This is a genomic window from Pseudomonas sp. LB3P31 (assembly GCF_054897945.1).
On the sequence record NZ_CM142710.1, the window covers coordinates 5,420,786 to 5,438,129 of the forward strand.

Annotated in this window: 16 protein-coding genes; 13 read left to right on the forward strand and 3 right to left on the reverse strand. The window is 61.6% G+C overall.

Annotation, left to right across the window (positions count from 1 at the left end; all coding sequences use genetic code 11):
- The first annotated feature begins 1 nt into the window (after window position 1).
- The 13 genes from ACYZTK_RS24635 (at window position 2) to ACYZTK_RS24695 (ending at window position 14,443) form a co-directional block, all read left to right on the forward strand.
- A complete protein-coding gene (locus ACYZTK_RS24635) occupies window positions 2–1,165 on the forward strand; it encodes an acyl-CoA dehydrogenase family protein (RefSeq protein ID WP_462012206.1) in 1,164 nt (387 codons plus the stop codon).
- 9 nt (window positions 1,166–1,174) lie between these two features.
- Window positions 1,175–2,233: an acyl-CoA dehydrogenase family protein gene (locus tag ACYZTK_RS24640; RefSeq protein WP_462012207.1), complete on the forward strand. Its 1,059-nt coding sequence runs from the start codon at window positions 1,175–1,177 to the stop codon at window positions 2,231–2,233.
- A gap of 3 nt (window positions 2,234–2,236) precedes the next feature.
- Window positions 2,237–3,388, forward strand: a complete 1,152-nt coding sequence (locus ACYZTK_RS24645) for an acetyl-CoA C-acetyltransferase (RefSeq protein ID WP_462012208.1) — start codon at window positions 2,237–2,239, stop codon at window positions 3,386–3,388.
- Window positions 3,389–3,447: 59 nt separating this feature from the next.
- The gene (locus ACYZTK_RS24650) at window positions 3,448–4,326 is read left to right on the forward strand and encodes an SDR family oxidoreductase (RefSeq protein ID WP_462012209.1); all 879 of its coding nucleotides are present in this window, start codon (window positions 3,448–3,450) and stop codon (window positions 4,324–4,326) included.
- A gap of 90 nt (window positions 4,327–4,416) precedes the next feature.
- A complete protein-coding gene (locus ACYZTK_RS24655) occupies window positions 4,417–5,202 on the forward strand; it encodes an SDR family oxidoreductase (RefSeq protein ID WP_462012210.1) in 786 nt (261 codons plus the stop codon).
- A gap of 10 nt (window positions 5,203–5,212) precedes the next feature.
- Window positions 5,213–5,683 carry a MaoC family dehydratase gene (locus ACYZTK_RS24660; protein WP_462012211.1) on the forward strand — a complete coding sequence of 157 codons (471 nt, stop codon included), beginning with the start codon at window positions 5,213–5,215 and terminating at the stop codon, window positions 5,681–5,683.
- Window positions 5,684–5,690: 7 nt separating this feature from the next.
- Window positions 5,691–6,899 carry an acetyl-CoA C-acyltransferase gene (locus ACYZTK_RS24665; protein WP_462012212.1) on the forward strand — a complete coding sequence of 403 codons (1,209 nt, stop codon included), beginning with the start codon at window positions 5,691–5,693 and terminating at the stop codon, window positions 6,897–6,899.
- A 64-nt stretch (window positions 6,900–6,963) separates the two neighbouring features.
- Window positions 6,964–8,169: a helix-turn-helix transcriptional regulator gene (locus ACYZTK_RS24670; protein WP_462012213.1), complete on the forward strand. Its 1,206-nt coding sequence runs from the start codon at window positions 6,964–6,966 to the stop codon at window positions 8,167–8,169.
- A gap of 105 nt (window positions 8,170–8,274) precedes the next feature.
- Entirely contained in the window at window positions 8,275–9,651 is a 1,377-nt protein-coding gene (locus ACYZTK_RS24675) for a DUF1329 domain-containing protein (RefSeq protein WP_462012214.1), read from the forward strand.
- A gap of 180 nt (window positions 9,652–9,831) precedes the next feature.
- Window positions 9,832–10,872 carry a Rieske 2Fe-2S domain-containing protein gene (locus tag ACYZTK_RS24680; protein WP_462012215.1) on the forward strand — a complete coding sequence of 347 codons (1,041 nt, stop codon included), beginning with the start codon at window positions 9,832–9,834 and terminating at the stop codon, window positions 10,870–10,872.
- A 37-nt stretch (window positions 10,873–10,909) separates the two neighbouring features.
- A complete protein-coding gene (locus ACYZTK_RS24685) occupies window positions 10,910–11,083 on the forward strand; it encodes a hypothetical protein (RefSeq protein ID WP_462012216.1) in 174 nt (57 codons plus the stop codon).
- Window positions 11,084–11,287: 204 nt separating this feature from the next.
- Window positions 11,288–13,327: an oxidoreductase gene (locus ACYZTK_RS24690; RefSeq protein ID WP_462012217.1), complete on the forward strand. Its 2,040-nt coding sequence runs from the start codon at window positions 11,288–11,290 to the stop codon at window positions 13,325–13,327.
- Between the two features lie 192 nt (window positions 13,328–13,519).
- The gene (locus tag ACYZTK_RS24695) at window positions 13,520–14,443 is read left to right on the forward strand and encodes a 1-aminocyclopropane-1-carboxylate deaminase/D-cysteine desulfhydrase (protein WP_462012218.1); all 924 of its coding nucleotides are present in this window, start codon (window positions 13,520–13,522) and stop codon (window positions 14,441–14,443) included.
- 16 nt (window positions 14,444–14,459) lie between these two features.
- Here ACYZTK_RS24695 and ACYZTK_RS24700 read toward each other — a convergent pair whose 3' ends face one another.
- The 3 genes from ACYZTK_RS24700 to ACYZTK_RS24710 all read right to left on the reverse strand — a co-directional run bounded on the left by ACYZTK_RS24700 (window position 14,460) and on the right by ACYZTK_RS24710 (window position 17,286).
- Entirely contained in the window at window positions 14,460–15,008 is a 549-nt protein-coding gene (locus tag ACYZTK_RS24700) for a cytochrome b (RefSeq protein ID WP_462012219.1), read from the reverse strand.
- A 185-nt stretch (window positions 15,009–15,193) separates the two neighbouring features.
- Entirely contained in the window at window positions 15,194–16,021 is an 828-nt protein-coding gene (gene phnX, locus ACYZTK_RS24705; protein WP_462012220.1) for a phosphonoacetaldehyde hydrolase, read from the reverse strand.
- Between the two features lie 155 nt (window positions 16,022–16,176).
- Complete coding sequence (locus tag ACYZTK_RS24710) at window positions 16,177–17,286, reverse strand: 2-aminoethylphosphonate--pyruvate transaminase (RefSeq protein ID WP_462012221.1); 1,110 nt, start codon at window positions 17,284–17,286, stop codon at window positions 16,177–16,179.
- Between the last annotated feature and the right edge of the window lie 58 nt (window positions 17,287–17,344).

Sequence of the window (17,344 nt, forward strand, 5' to 3'; positions counted from 1 at the left end):
CATGGACCTGACTTACACCCCCAAGCAAAACGCCTTCCGCGCCGAAGTCCGCGCCTGGCTGGCGGCCAACCTGCCACGCGAACCGCTGGCCAGTTACGACACCCGCGAGGGTTTTGAACAGCACCGCGCCTGGGAGGCCAAGCTGTTCGAGAGCCGCTGGTCGATGGTGATGTGGCCGGCCGATCTCGGCGGTCGTGGTTGCGACTTGATCGAGTGGCTGATTTTCGAAGAAGAGTATTACGGTGCGGACGCGCCGATGCGCATCAACCAGAACGGCCAGTTACTGCTGGGGCCGACCCTGATGGAGTTCGGCACCGAGGAGCAGAAGCAGCGCTTTCTGCCACGCATGGCCGCCAGCCTGGACATGTGGGCGCAAGGCTGGTCGGAGCCCAATGCCGGTTCCGACATGGCAGCGATCACCAGCAAGGCCGTGCTCGATGGCGACCACTACGTGATCAACGGGCAGAAAACCTGGTCGAGCCGGGCGACTTTTGCTGACTGGCTGTTCGGCCTGTTTCGCAGCGAGCCGGGATCGACCCGTCACCACGGCTTGTCGTTTGTCATGGTGGCGCTGGATACGCCGGGCGTCAGCATTCGCCCGATCAAGGCCCTCAACGGCAAGGAGTCCTTCGCCGAGGTATTTTTTGACGACGTGCGCGTGCCGGTCGCCAACCGCATTGGCGTTGAAGGGCAAGGCTGGCATGTGGCGATGGCCACCGCCGGTTTCGAGCGCGGTCTGCTGCTGCGTTCGCCTGCACGTTTCCTGGCTCCGGCCCGCAAACTGGTCGAGCTGTACAAAACAAACCGCGCCAGTGCCGACCGTGATCCGGGCCTGCGCGATGCGGTGTTGGACACCTGGATGACTGCTCAAGCCTATGCGCTGTCGGCCTACCACACGGTGGGGCGCTTGAGCCGCGGCGAGCAGATCGGTGCCGAGTCGAGCATCAACAAAATCATCTGGTCGGAGCTGGACCTGAAAATGCACGAGACCGCCATGCGCATTCTCGGTACGCGCGCCGAGCTGTTGGCAAAAGGCGCGCAGGCGGGCGATGCAGCGGGCTGGCTGGAGGGGTTCCTGTTTGCCCAGGCCGGGCCGATCTATGCCGGGACCAACGAAATCCAGCGCAACATCATTGCCGAGCGCATGCTCGGTTTGCCGAAATAAGGAACCGCCATGGACTTCACTTTCAACGATGACCAGCTGGCGTTCCGCGAAGCCATCAGTCGCTTCCTGATGACCGAAGCCGCCCCGGAGATGCTCCGGGAAATCTGGGAGACCGACGTCGGGCGTTCCCGGGATTTGCGCAACAAAATTGCCGAGCAGGGGCTGACGGCGCTGTCGGTACCCGAGGCTGAGGGTGGCCTGGGCTTGGATGACGTGACCTGGGCGTTGATGACCCAGGAACTGGGCTACTACGCCATTCCCGACTCATTGGCCGATACCGCTTATGTCGCCTGCGGCCTGCTTGCTGGTCTGCCGGCGCAGCATCCGGCCCGCGCCGCGTTGCTGCCACGGATTGCCGACGGCAGCCTGCGCCTGGCGATCAGTCATCCGGTCAATGCCCGGGTCAGCGATGCGCATTCGGCCGAAGTGCTGATCCTCAGCGACGGCGATGACATCCATGTGGTGCCCCGCGCCCAGGTGGATGTGCAAAACCAGCCAAGCATCGATGCCTCGCGGCGTCTGGGCCTGGTGACCTGGACCCCTGCGCCGACGACCTGCATCGCCAGTGGTGAACAGGGGCGTGCCTTGCTGGCCTGCGTACTGAACCGTGGTGCGCTGTCGGTAGCCGGGCAATTGCTCGGGCTGGCACAGCGCATGCTCGACCTGTCGGTGGACTATGTCGCCCAGCGCAAACAGTTTGGCAAGCCGATCGGCAGCTTTCAGGCGGTCAAGCATCACCTGGCCGATGTTGCCCGCTACATCGAACAGGCCAAGCCCGTGCTGTACCGCGCCGCCCATGCTATCGCCCGGGGCGATGCGAACGCCGGCGTCTGGGTTTCCCAGGCGCGTCTGGCGGCAAACGAAGCGAGCTGGATCGCCGCGCGCAAAGGCATCCAGGTCCACGGCGCGATGGGGTACACCTGGGAAGTGGATCTGCAGATGTTCATGAAACGTGCCTGGGCCCTCGATGCATCCTGGGGTGATCGCGGCTTTCACAAAACCCGTGTCAGCGACTACCTGTTCGCCGACACCACCGGCCTGGGGCCGGGGCACACTTTCGAGGAATGACCCATGGCCCAAGCCTATATCGTTGATGCACTGCGCAGCCCGACCGGCCGGCGCAAGGGCTCGTTGAGCCAGATCCATGCCATTGATCTCGGTGCCCATGTGCTCAAGGCGCTGGTTGAGCGCAATGTGATTCCTGCCGAGGATTACGACGACGTGATATTTGGTTGCGTCGACACCATTGGTTCACAGGCCGGTGACATTGCCCGCACCAGCTGGCTGGCCGCCGGTTTGCCGCTGACGGTGCCCGGTACCACCGTGGATCGCCAGTGCGGTTCGTCGCAACAGGCCGTGCATTTTGCCGCGCAGGCGGTGATGAGCGGGACCCAGGATGTGGTCGCGGTGGGCGGGGTGCAAACCATGACCCAGATTCCGATTTCCTCGGCGATGCTCGCCGGTCAGCCCTTGGGCTTTGCCGATCCATTCTCGGGCAGCGTCGGCTGGCAGGCGCGGTTTGGTCAACAACCAGTCAACCAGTTCTACGCTGCGCAACGGATTGCCGATCACTGGCAGATCAGCCGCGAGCAAATGGAGGAGTTTGCCCTGCAAAGCCACGAGAGGGCTTTGGCCGCTATCGCCAGTGGCCGCTTCGCCCGGGAAATCGTCGCCTGCCAAGGGCTGGCGGTAGATGAAACGCCGCGTCACAGCAGCCTGGCGAAGATGTCCGAGTTGCAGCCGGTGGACCCGCAATTCCCCTCGATCACCGCGGCGGTGTCGAGCCAGACATGCGACGCCTCGGCCGCGCTGTTGGTGGTGTCGGAAGCCGCGCTCAAGCGCTATGACCTGACGCCACGGGCGCGGATTCATCATTTGACCGTGCTGGGTGACGATCCAATCTGGCACCTCACCGCGCCGATTGCCGCTACCCGCCGGGCCCTGGCTAGGAGCGGCCTGAGCATGGCCGACATCGACCGGGTGGAGATCAACGAAGCGTTCGCTTCGGTGGTGATGGCCTGGGCCAAGGAGCTGGATTACGACCCGGCGCGTACCAACGTCAATGGCGGCGCGATTGCTCTGGGGCATCCGCTGGGCGCAACCGGGGCACGCTTGATGACCACGCTGCTCAACGAGCTGGAATGCAGCGGCGGTCGTTATGGCCTGCAGACCATGTGCGAAGGCGGCGGCCAGGCCAACGTGACCATCATCGAACGCTTGTAGTTTTCCTGCGAGCCGCCGCTGCGAGTGAGCGGCCGACTAAAAAACCTGAGGAGTCAAACATGACGATGTGTGCAGACCGCACCGTGATCATCACCGGGGCCGGTGGAGGGCTCGGTCGCGCTTATGCCCTGGCATTCGCCACGCAAGGCGCCAACGTGGTAGTCAACGATATCCGCGCCGAGGCTGCCGAAGATGTGGCGGGGGAGATCCGCGCCAACGGTGGTCAGGCCATCGCCAACAGCGATGACATTACCACCCTCGCCACCGCCCAGCGCATTGTCGATGACGCGCTGGCGACGTTTGGTGAAGTGCATGTGTTGATCAACAACGCCGGGGTGTTGCGCGACCGCATGTTCATCAGCCTCAGTGAAGAAGACTGGGACATGGTCATGCGCGTGCACCTCAAGGGGCATTACTGCCTGGCCAACATTCTCGGTCGGCGCTGGCGCGACCTGGCCAAGGCCGGTACGCCGGTTGACGCGCGCATCATCAACACCAGCTCCGGCGCCGGGCTGCAAGGCTCGGTGGGGCAGTCCAATTATTCGGCGGCCAAGGGCGGCATCGCGGCGCTGACCCTGGTGCAAGCGGCGGAACTGGCTCGCTATGGCGTCACTGCCAACGCCTTGGCGCCAGCTGCACGCACCTCGATGACCGAAAGCGCGATGCCCGACATGGTGAAAAAACCCGAGGACGGCAGCTTCGATGCCTGGGCCGCAGAAAACGTCGCGCCGTTGGTGGTGTGGCTCGGCAGCCCGGCGTCGGCCCATGTCAATGGCCAGATTTTTGAAAGCCAGGGCGGAAGAATCTCCCTCGGTGACGGTTGGCGCACCGGCGTCACTCGCGACAAGGGTGCCATGTGGCAGGTCGAAGAAATCGGTGCTGTGGTGGATGCAATCCTCGCCGAAGCGCCAAAGGCACAGAAGGTCTGGGGGAGCTGAGAGGGGGCCTTTCTACCCCATTTTGACGATGCGCCCGGCCAGCCCCTTGCGTACAAATGCAGCGTATACATTTCTTCGGAGGTAGACGCTGTGAAACAAGCCCCCCCTTATGTTCCCGGACATCAATTGCTGGCTGGCAAGTCGGTGTTGATTACCGCTGCAGCCGGTGCCGGCATCGGTTATTCGGCGGCCCGGCGCAGTGCCGAGGAGGGTTGCCGGGCGCTGATGATTTCCGACGTCCATCCGCGCCGGCTGGAAGAGGCGGTAGAGCGCCTCAAGGCCGAGACCGGCCTGCGGGCGATTTATGGCCAGTTGTGCAATGTCACCGTCGAGGACGAAGTGCAGGCGCTGGTAGCGGCAGCAGAAGAAGTGTTGGGCGGCGTCGATGTGCTGATCAACAACGCCGGACTCGGCGGTCAGAAGCGCGTGGTGGACATGACCGACGAAGAATGGCTGCGGGTGCTGGACGTCACCCTCACCGGTACGTTCCGCATGACCCGGGCGATGCTGCCGCACATGCAGCAGCGCGGTGCCGGTGCCATCGTCAACAACGCATCGGTGCTCGGCTGGCGCGCGCAGAAGGAACAGGCGCATTACGCCGCCGCCAAGGCCGGAGTCATGGCGCTGACCCGCTGCAGTGCCCTGGAAGCGGCCGAGTTCGGGGTGCGCATCAACGCAGTCTCGCCATCGATTGCGTTGCACGATTTCCTCAAGAAAGCGTCCAGCGAAGAGCTGCTCGCCAGCCTCGCGGGGCGCGAGGCATTCGGCCGCGCCGCCGAAGTCTGGGAAGTGGCCAACGTGATGATGTTCCTCGCCAGCGACTACGCCTCCTACATGGTTGGCGAAGTGCTGTCCGTCAGTTCGCAACAGGCGTGAGGGTTCATTCATGAGTCACGTGTTTCGCACCGCCCAGGATCTGCTGGCTGCAGAGGGTCTGGAGCTGGGCCATACCGACTGGTTGACCATCGACCAGCAGCGCATCGATCTGTTCGCCGAAGCCACCAGTGATCACCAGTGGATTCATGTCGATCCGGTGCGCGCTGCCAGCGGCCCGTTCGGCGCCTGCATTGCCCATGGCTACCTGACACAGTCCCTGGCGAATCTGTTCATGCCGCAGTTGTTGATCCTCGAAAACATGGCGATGGGCGTCAATTACGGCAGCGACCGGGTGCGCTTCCCGGCGCCCGTCAGGGTCGACTCGCGGGTGCGCGGCAGCGGCCTGATCCTGCGCGCCGAACAACTGGGCGACGCCGTACAACTGGTGGTGCGCATGACCATGGAAGTCGAGGGCCAGGCCCGTCCTGGCTGTGTGATCGACACCATCAGCCGCTACACCTTCAATCCAATATCCGAGTGAGCTGCTTATGGACCTGAATGAAGTCGTTATCGTCGCCACCGCCCGTACCGCGCTGGCCAAGTCGTTTCGCGGATCGTTCAACGATACCGAAGCTCCAGTACTAGGCGGGCACGTGGTGCGCGCCGTGGTCGAGCGCGCCGACATCGACCCCGCTGACGTGGAAGACGTGATCATGGGCGCAGCGGTGCAGCAGGGCACCCAGGCCTACAACATCGGTCGGCTCTGCGCCTACACCGGTGGCCTGCCCGACAGCGTACCGGGCATGGCCCTGGACCGGATGTGCGCCTCTGGACTGATGAGCATCGGCGTGGCTGCCAAGGGCATCATGACCGGCGAAATGAACATCGCCATCGGCGGCGGAGTGGAGTCGTTGTCGCTGACCCAGACCAAACACAAGAACACCTTCCGCTCCCAGTCCGAAGCGGTGCTGCAAGTCATGCCCAGCGCCTATATCCCGATGATCGAAACCGCCGAGATCGTAGCGTGCCGTTATGGCATCAGCCGTGTTGCCCAGGATGAGTATTCCCTGCTAAGCCAGCTGCGCACTGCCGCCGCACAGCGGGACGGTCTGTTCGACGAGGAAATTGTCGGGCTGAGCGTGGACAAGCTACTGTTCGCCGCCGATGGCCAGCCCAACGGTCATGAGCGCGTGCAGGTGTTGCGTGACGAGTGCAATCGGCCAAGTACACGCCTGGAAGATCTGGCGGCATTAAAACCGGTATGGAAGGACGGCAAGTGGATCGAGCAAGGTGAATTCGTCACCGCTGGCAACGCTTCGCAGTTCTCCGACGGCGCCGCGGCCAGCCTGCTGATGAGTCGTGCCGAGGCCAAGCGCCGTGGCTTGACGCCGTTGGGCATTTACCGCGGTATTGCCGTAGGCGGTTGTGCGCCTGAAGAAATGGGCATCGGCCCGGTCATCGCAATTCCCAGGTTGCTCAAGCGGTTTGGCCTGAGCGTGGCGGATATCGGTTTGTGGGAGATCAACGAAGCCTTCGCCAGCCAGGTGTTGCATTGCCGCGATGCCCTGCAAATCCCAGTCGATCGCCTGAATGTCAACGGCGGGGCGATAGCCATCGGTCATCCGTTTGGCATGTCCGGCGCGCGGATGGTCGGCCACGCCTTGCTGGAAGGTCGGCGTCGTGGTGTGCGTTATGTAGTGATCGCCATGTGCATCGGTGGCGGCATGGGGGCCGCCGGGTTATTCGAATTACCGTGAAGCATCGCACTTTCAACTGAAACCATGGGGGCCTACTGGTCGGGCCCTCTGCTGGGGAATGGTTATGCAAAGTTGTCTGCCCAATGCACAAGTCCTGGCGCAAATGGGCCTGGAACTGGCCGAGTACGAACGAATCATCGGCAATATCTATGACTCGGCGATGGATACCCGCTGCCTGAATACTTCGCTTCACCAGGTGCGGTCGTTGTTCAAGGCCAATTACGTCACCTTGATCCTGCGCGAGCAGGAAGAGCCGCTGCTGTCGCCGATGGTCGTCGCAGGCGATGTCGAGCTGGGGGAGGGCGGAATCAACCATTACGCCTACTACCCCAAATCCTCCCTGTTCGACGGCCTGGTCACCGACAAGGTGTTCACGATCGATGAACTGGTGAGCGATGCCGAATGGGTCCGCTCGGCATTCTATCTGCTGTATTGCGAGCCCTACGGTTGCTACCACATGCTCGGTGCCGATATTCGCATGCCGGATGGCGGCACCGTGCGGTTTCGCATCAACCGGCCTCAGAGTCATCCGCGTTTCAGTGACACCGAGCGCGCTATGTGCGCGATGTTGTTGCCACATTTGCGCCGGGCCCTGCACATGCACGCTTTGCTCGACCGTAGCGAGTCACTGGGCAGCCTGTATTCGCAGACGATCAATCGCCTCGCGGTGGCGACTATCGTCCTCGATGAAAACGGCACTGTGGTGCAACTCAATCCGGTGGCCCGGGAAATTCTCGACAGCCATGACGGCCTCAAAGTGGTGGGGGGGCGACTGGAGGCGACGTACCCCAGTGACAATCGGGAGCTTTCGCGGCTGGTACGTAACGCCTTCCAGCGCGCCAGGCAGGGCGCGGAAACAGGTGTGCAGGTCGCCGAGGCAACGTCGATTTCCCGTCCGTCGGGCCAGGTCAGCCTGGGCGTGGTGGTGGAGCTGATTCCGTCTCAGGAACTGCTCGAAGGTCACGGCAAACCCACGGTGGTGGTGTATGTGCGCGATGCGGTGGGCAAGTCGCTGGTGAGCTCGGTACTGACCTCGCAACTGTACAACCTGACGCCGGCGGAAACCGCATTGGCGCTGGAACTGGCGAACGGCCTGTCGCTGGAGGAGGCCTCGGAGTCTCTGAATATTCGCCGCAATACCGCCCGAGCCCACCTGCGTTCGATCTTTTCCAAGACCGGTGTGCGGCGCCAGACCGAACTGGTGCGGATCATGCTCAACAGCGTAGTGGCACTGGGCGCGCCGCAGCAGCCAGCGGCGTCACGGATGTGATGGCGACCCACGCCAATATGCGTTAGTCCGTGCGGACGATGCTGCCGGGATCATGGCCTGTCGATACTGGGAAACCGATGTCGAACCTTGATAAGGAGAATAAAAATGATCGGCAGTAATGAGTTCCCCGGCCGGGCTTTGGCTTTGTTAGTGGGATGCTGTGCCATTGGCATGGCGCACGCCGCACCGGAAGACGTCGCACGCCTAGGCACCGACTTGACCTGCCTGGGCGCGCAGAAGGCTGGCAATGCCGACGGCAGCATCCCGGCGTTCGGCGGCAAATGGCTGGGCGTGCCGCCCCATGTTGATTTCAAGGGCACCGGCAACCATCCGATCGATCCGTACCCGGACGAAAAACCGCTGTTCGTGATTACCGCGCAGAACATGGCGCAATACGCCGATCAGCTGTCCGACGGGCAACAAGCCTTGTTCAAGTTGTACCCGAACACCTACAAGATGCCGGTCTATCCCTCGCACCGCGACTTCCGCATGGACGACACAGTGTGCAAAGCCACCCGCGAAAACGCTAGCCTCGCGCGTCTGGTGGACGAGGGTGAAGGGGTGGTGGGGAAAACCGGCGGTACACCATTCCCGGTACCGCGCAGCGGTCTGGAGTTGTTGAAGAACGCCTCGACTTTCACCCTGCGCGCCTGGACCGAAGAGTACACCTCCGACAACGCTTACGTGCTCAAGGACGGCAACATCAACTGGGGTCGCGTGCATTCGCGTAACCTGGCGCCGGCGCTGGAACCGGGCAAGATCGGCGAAACCACTGGCAACTCTTCGTTCTACCTCAACGAAACCCTGTTACCACAACGGGACAAGGGCGAGATCAACACCGGCACCGAGTTCTGGAACGACAAGACCGAGCCGCGCCAGTCCTGGCGTTACGATCCAGGCACGCGACGGGTGCGGCAGTCGCCGGGTTATGGCTTCGACATGTCGTTCCCCGGCAGCGGAGGTTCGCTGACCGTGGACGAGGTGCGTCTGTTCAACGGTTCGGGCCAGCGCTACGACTGGAAGATCGTCGGCAAGCGCGAGATGTTCATTCCCTACAACACCTATCGCCTGCATGCGGCCAACCTCAAATACGCTGACCTGTTGACCCCTGGCCACATCAACCCGGAGGCCTTGCGCTTCGAACGCCATCGGGTGTGGGAGCTGGAAGGCACCCTCAAGCCGGGCTATCGCCACCTCTATGGCAAGCGCAAGTTGTACATCGACGAAGACACCTGGTACCCGATGCTCGCGGACAACTACGACAACCGTGGCGAGCTGTGGCGCACCTCGATGCTCAACTTTTTCTACGCCTATGAAACCCAGCGACTGCAAGCCGGCGTAGGCCTGTACTACGACCTCAATGCCGGCAGCTACCTGGCGTTCAACCTGATCAACGAGCAACGCAACGGCTACATGTTGAACAAGCCCGGGTTCAGTCCAAAGGATTTCGGTCCGGAAGCCGCTCGCCGTTTCGGCCAGTAGACCTGCTGTCGAGAGCGGCTCGCGTTTGATCTAGTCCAAGTGAACGATGCGGATCTTGCGCGGCTGCTCAATGATGTTTGACATGGGATCAACCTGTATTTCTTGGGGCCTGTATTTCTTGGCCCCTGTATTTCTTGGGTTAGAGCCGGCCCCGAAGTCTGCAATCGAGGAACAATAACAATGACGAAACTCGCTGAAATCAACATCGAGAACGCCCAGCGTACCCACCGTTACGCCCGTGGCTGGCACTGTCTTGGCAATGCCAATGATTACCGCGATGGCAAGCCGCATACCCTGGAAGTGTTTGGCACACGCCTGGTAGCCTTCGCCGACAGCCAGGGCGCCATCAGTATCCTGGATGCCTACTGCCCGCACATGGGCGCCGACCTGTCCCAGGGCACCATTGAGAACGACCGGCTGGTGTGCCCGTTCCACCACTGGAAGTACGACACCGGCGGCAAATGTGTGGAGATTCCTTACTGCAAGCGCATTCCACCCAAGGCCAAGACTCGCAGCTGGTTGGCCTGCGAGGAGAACAATCTGCTGTTCGTCTGGAACAACCCTGAAGGCCGCCCGCCGAAAGACAACGTGATTATCCCGCACCTGCCGGAGATGGACGATGCGGACTGGATCCACGACTGGAACATCGACACCATGCACATCGAAACCAACCCGCGGGAGTTGGTCGATAACCTGGTGGATGCCCAGCATTTCGGGCCGGTGCACGGTACGCCGACCAAGTATTTTGCCAACGTCTTCGAGGGCCACATCGGTCATCAGATCTTCCACGGTGATTCCGAGCGCCTGGGCGGCGACCTGATCGCGCCATCGGCTTACTACGGGCCTGCCACCCATTTCACGCACATCAGCTCGATGTTCGGCGATGCACGTATCCACGCCATCCTGCTCAACAGCCACGTCCCGGTGAGCCCCAACAGTTTCGACCTGCGCTTCGGTTGCATGGTCAAGCGCGTGCCGGGCTGGACTGAAGAACAGAACCTCGAAGTGGCCAGGGCTTATGTGCAGGGCAACCGCGATTCGTTTTATCAGGACGTGGTGATCTGGAAGCACAAGATCCGTATCGACAAGCCGGTGCTGGCGGAAACCGACGGCCCGGTCTACCAGTTGCGCGAATGGTACGAGCAGTTCTTCACCGATGAAGACAGCGTGCCCGAGTTCATGGCGCTGCGTCGCGAGTTCATTACCGTCGACGAGCGCTGACAGCAGGTCCGCTTTAACAGTGATGAGAGCACAGACAATGAAAATAAAAAGTCTTCTCGGCTACTACGTTCTGTTGTTGTTCCTTGTATTGCTGGTATTGACCGTGCAGTTTTCGGTGCCCCCGGAATCGGCCAGCGTCATGGCCTGCAAGCGCTACGCGAGTTGTGTGGCGATGAGTGCGAGCGTTCCGACTTTTCTGAACTTTCGCTAGGCCCGCGTAAGAAAAATTCTGCGGCGGGGGAGCAAACTCCCTCGCCTCAGGCACAGCATTGCACCTGCAGTTGCTCATTTGGATCATTAAGTTGTCACTTATGGTCATTGAGTGGCTGCGTCCTGACTCTTAGTCTGACGAACATGACTGACGAGGGCCGTAGAGCTCTCGCATTACCCGTGATCGTTCGATGTGGAGTTACCGATGACCGCCGCCCATTACCCGCACCTGTTGGCCCCGCTGGACCTGGGTTTTACCACGCTGCGCAACCGTACCCTGATGGGCTCGATGCACACCGGTCTTGAAGAGAAGCCGGGTGGGTTCGAGCGCATGGCGGCTTACTTTGCCGAGCGTGCCCGTGGCGGCGTCGGCCTGATGGTCACCGGCGGTATTGGCCCGAACGACGAGGGCGGGGTGTACTCCGGCGCCGCCAAGCTGACCACCGAGGAAGAGGCGCTCAAGCACCAGATCGTTACCCGTGCGGTGCACGAGGCGGGCGGCAAGATTTGCATGCAGATCCTTCACGCCGGTCGTTATGCCTACAGCCCGAAGCAGGTTGCCCCAAGCGCGATCCAGGCCCCGATCAACCCGTTCAAGCCAAAGGAACTGGACGAGGAAGGCATCGAAAAACAGATCAGCGATTTTGTCACCTGCTCGACCCTGGCGCAGAAAGCCGAGTACGACGGCGTCGAAATCATGGGCTCCGAAGGTTATTTCATTAACCAGTTCCTCGCGGCCCACACCAACCACCGTACCGATCGCTGGGGTGGCAGCTACGAAAATCGCATGCGCCTGCCGGTCGAGATCGTCCGTCGCGTGCGTGAAGCCGTAGGCCCGAACTTCATCATTATCTTCCGCCTGTCGATGCTCGACCTGGTGGAAGGCGGCAGCACCTGGGAAGAAATCGTCACCCTGGCCAAGGCCATCGAACAAGCTGGTGCAACCATTATCAATACCGGCATCGGCTGGCACGAAGCGCGGATCCCGACCATCGCCACCAAGGTGCCGCGCGGTGCATTCAGCAAGGTCACGGCCAAGCTGCGCGGTTCGGTGAGCATTCCCCTGATCACCACCAACCGCATCAACACGCCGGAAGTCGCCGAGCAGATTCTCGCTGAAGGCGATGCCGACATGGTGTCGATGGCGCGTCCATTCCTCGCCGACGCCGACTTCGTCAACAAGGCGGCTGCTGGCCGCGCTGATGAAATCAACACCTGCATCGGTTGCAACCAGGCATGCCTGGACCACACCTTCGGCGGCAAGTTGACCAGCTGCCTGGTGAACCCGCGGGCGTGCCACGAAACCGAGCTCAACTACCTGCCAGCGCAGCAGATCAAGAAGATTGCCGTGGTCGGTGCGGGTCCTGCCGGCTTGTCGGCGGCCACTGTAGCGGCGGAGCGCGGGCATCAGGTGACCCTGTTCGATTCGGCCAGCGAGATCGGCGGTCAGTTCAACATTGCCAAGCGCGTGCCGGGCAAGGAAGAGTTCTCTGAAACCCTGCGCTATTTCGCTCGCAAGCTGCAGACCACGAATGTGGAGCTGTGCCTGAATACCCGGGTCGATGTTGCTCAACTGGTTGATGGCAATTTCGACGAGATCATTCTTGCCACCGGGATCGCTCCGAGAACCCCGGCTATCGAGGGCGTCGACAATGCCAAGGTGTTGAGCTACCTGGATGTGATCCTGGAGCGCAAGCCGGTGGGCAAGCGAGTGGCGGTGATCGGTGCGGGCGGTATCGGCTTCGACGTGTCGGAGTTCCTCGTGCACCAGGGCGTGTCGACCAGCCTGGATCGCGATGCATTCTGGAAGGAGTGGGGCATCGATACTCAGCTGCAGGCTCGCGGCGGTGTGGCCGGGATCAAGGCTGAGCCGCATGCGCCGGCCCGTGAAGTGTTCTTGCTGCAACGCAAGAAATCCAAGGTCGGCGATGGCCTGGGCAAGACCACCGGCTGGATTCACCGCACCGGGTTGAAGAACAAGCAGGTGCAGATGCTTAACAGCGTCGAGTACCTGAAGATCGACGACCAGGGTTTGCATATCCGCATCGGCGAAACCGGCGAGCCGCAGTTATTGGCGGTAGACAATATTGTGATTTGCGCCGGGCAGGATCCATTGCGTGAGCTGCACGATGGACTGGTTGCAGCGGGGCAGAACGTGCATCTGATCGGTGGTGCGGATGTCGCGGCAGAGCTGGATGCCAAGCGTGCAATCAACCAGGGTTCGCGATTGGCTGCGCAGTTGTAAGCAGGTTCAGCGTGCCAATGGCCATCGCGGGCAAGCCTTGCTCCCACAGGATGGCCATCGCGGGCAAGCCTTGCTCCCACAGGATGATCCACACCCCAGAAGTTGGACACCAATCCTGTGGGAGCAAGGCTTGCCCGCGATGGCGGTCTCAAGGCTGCTAAGATGCCGGCTCTTTATCCAGAGCCGGCATCAATGTTTTTTCACCCCTGCGACTGGCTCTCTAAAGCCCCCCTCGAACCCCTTCAACTTGATTGGCTATCCCGATCAGGCATCGAAGTCGCCATCCTGCGCCTCGACCAGATCGACCCTCTGATCAGCGGCAATAAATGGTTCAAGCTCACCGAGCACCTGAAGGCCGCAGACCTTGCCGGGGCCAAAGGCATCATCAGCCTCGGCGGAGCCCACTCCAATCATCTCCACGCATTAGCCGCAGCAGGCAAGCGATTCGGTTTCAGCACCGTGGGATTGCTGCGCGGTCATCCACAGCAAACCCCGACGGTGCAAGACCTGCAGACCTTCGGCATGCAGTTGCATTGGCTCGGTTATGGCGGCTATCGGGCGCGGCATGACGCGGGTTTCTGGGCGCCCTGGCGGGCGCAGTACCCACAGTTGTTTGCGGTGCCGGAAGGTGGCGGTGGGTTGCCCGGGGCACAGGGCTGCATGCAACTGCAGTCGATGGTCCGCGGGCAACTGAGCGGCTTGGGCTGGCACGACTACGACGGCTGGTGGCTGGCCTGCGGAACCGGCACTACCCTGGCCGGCCTGGTGCTGGCCGAAGCGGGCGCGCATCCGGTCTACGGCGCGCTGGCAGTGCCGGATGATCATGGCGTGGCGCAGCAGGTCGAATCGATCCTGCAGCAAGCGCGCTCGCCCCAAACAGCTTACGAACTGCTAAACGCCAGCCGTGGCGGCTTTGCCAAGGTCGATACGCAGTTACTTGAATTCATCGAACAGACCGAGCAGGCCAGCGGCATTACGCTCGAACCGCTGTACACCGGCAAAGCACTGCTGGCACTGAAACAGCACATTGAAGCCGGAAAACTCAAACAAGGCTCACGCCTGATCTTCATCCACACCGGCGGCCTGCAGGGCCGGCGCGGATTTGCGCTCAAATAAAAGCCGAGCGTTCGCCTCACCCGCGCTTGGGCATCATCCGCAGCAGCGTGTTATCGCGCACCACGTAATGATGATAAATCCCCGCCAGGGCATGCAGCCCGATCAGCCAGTAACCGATCGTGCCGCCAAGCACATGCCAGCCCTCGATCTGTTTGGCCAGCGCCTTGTCTTCCGGGATCAGCAAAGGCAGGTCAAAGCCGTAGAACATCACCTGGTGCCCCTTGGCACTGGTCGTCAGCCAACCCAGCATCGGCATGGCGATCATGAAAATATACAGCGCCCAATGCATCGCCTTGGCGAGCACGGTTTGCCAGCGCGGCGACGCTGGAAAGATCAGCGGGGCCGGCCCGACACTGCGCGCGATCAGGCGAATCCACACCAGGACGAAGACTGTCAGGCCGAGCATGAAGTGCGATTCAGTGATCAACGTCCGGCCGCCGCTGCCTTTGGGAAAGATTCCGCGAAATTCGATACAGGCGTACACCAGCGCCAGCAGTACCAGCATCAACCAGTGCAGGGTGATGGAGACGGTGCTGTAACGCGATTCAGAGCTCTTCCAGGGCATATAGGGTTCCTCACGGGCGGTTTGCAGGTTCACCGTTCGTGCCTGACGGTGTGGGTTAACTGTAAGCCGGTTTCCTTTGGTTTACCTTAAGCCAGTGGGCTTTAAATGTTCTGGGTCAATCGATAGTCAAAAAAACCCAGCCCCTGCCGGGACTGGCGCCTTTTTGGCGAACGACAGCAGCGTGATCAGCTGGCCTGGGGCATTTCACCGTTGGCCAGGCGCTTGTTGATGTCGGCGATCACTCGCGGCAGGTCGGTGATGGTGTCGATCATGTAGTGCGGGCGTGAACCTTCGAACATCGCGTGAATGCGCTGGCGTTCGCTGTCCAGGCGATCGCTGCCAAGTGCACGATACCCTTCGTAGTCCAGGCCCAGTGCGTTGCCTGAGCAGATCAGCGCGACCGTCCACATGCCGGCGCGACGTCCTTCGAGAATGCCGGGCACCGTGTCGTCGATTTTTACGCAGGCCGCGACGTCGTCGATGCCCAGTGCAATCACGTTGGCCAGTGCCTGGGCGGGCCATGGGCGCCCGTTCGGGACTTCATCGGTAGCGACCACGTGGTCGGCGACGTAGCCATTGGTGGCTGCCAGCTCGACCACTTTGTCCATGACCTGCTTTGGATAGCCGGAGCAGGAACCGATCTTGATTCCTTGCTGGCGCAAGTTGGCGATGGTGTCCAGTGCGCCGGGAATCAGTGCCGAATGCTCGGCGATCTTTTCGATCTGCAGCGGCATGAAGCGTTTGTAGATGGCGGTGACGTCATCGTCGGTCGGCGTGCGACCGAACACGGCGCGGTAACGCTCGGCAACCTGCGGCTGATTGCACAGGGTGCGGATGTGATCCCACTTGCCCATGCCCATCGGCCCGCGGGCTTCTTCGATGGAGACCTGGACATCGAACTCGGCGAAGGCTTCGACGAAAATCTGCGTGGGCGCGAACGAGCCGAAGTCGACGACGGTGCCGGCCCAGTCGAGGATGGCGGCTTGGAGTTTGGTTGGGTTGGTGTAGTTCATGGTGACAAATTCCTATGTGAGCACAATGTTCAGATAATTCGGTTCAGGTGATTAACTTTTTGTAGGAGTGAGCCTGCTCGCGATAGCGGTCTTTCATTCAACGATGTGTCGACTGATCGGTCGTCATCGCGAGCAGGCTCACTCCTACAGGTCATCTAAATATCCAGTACTTCCATTTCCCTCAGCACCTCAGCCACCGCCGCCACCGCCGCGTGCATCTCGGCCTGGTTGACGTGGCCGATGCAGCCGACGCGGAAAGTGTCGACCTGGGTCAGTTTGCCGGGGTAGAGAATGAAACCCTTGGCCTTGACCCGTTCGTAGAATTCCTTGAACTGGTAGCGCGGATCTTTTGGCGCGTGGAAGGTGACGATGATCGGCGCCTGGATGGCGGCGGGCAGGAAGCTGCGCAAGCCCAGCCTGGCCATGTCATCGAGCAACACCTGGCAGTTGTTGGCATAGCGCTGGTGCCGGGCCGGCAGGCCGCCTTCTTCGTTGTATTGCAGCAGGGCTTCATGCAGCGCCGCGACCACGTGGGTCGGCGGGGTGAAGCGCCACTGGCCGGTCTTGGCCATGTAGGCGTGCTGGTCGAACAGGTCCATCGCCAGCGAATGGGAATTACCGGCGGCATTTGCCAGGGAGTCCTTGCGGGCGAAGACGAAGCCCATGCCCGGTACACCTTCCAGGCATTTGCCCGAGGCGGCGATCAAGGCGTCGAACGGCACCTGCTGTGCGTCGATCGGCAGCGCGCCAAAAGAGCTCATGGCGTCGATGATCAGGCGTTTGCCGTGCTGCGCGATGACCTGGGCGATTTCCGCCAGCGGGTTGAGGATGCCGGTGCTGGTTTCGCAATGGATCAGCGCGACGTGGGTAATGCTGGCGTCGGCCCGCAGCAGGCGGTCGACGTCGGCGGCGGTGGTGGGCTCGTCTTCAGCAGTCTCGAAGGTGCTGAAGGAGCGGCCGAGCACTTCGCAGATTTTCGCCAGGCGTCTGCCGTAGGCGCCATTGATCAGCACCAGCACCTTGCCGTCACGGGGCACCAGTGTGCCGATTGCCGCTTCGACCGCAAAGGTGCCGCTGCCTTGCAGAGGCACGCAGTGGTGGCTGTTGCCGCCGTTGATGATCGCCAGTAATTGTTCGCAGAGGCTGGCGGTCAGCTCGTTGAAGCGGTCATCCCATGAACCCCAGTCGACCATCATCGCCTGGCGGGTGCGGGCCGAAGTCGTCAACGGGCCGGGGGTGAGCAGGATGGGTTCGGCAGTACTCATTCACGTGTCCTCGCAATCGATGGGATGAAGCTACGGGACTTAAATTGCAATTTGCCGT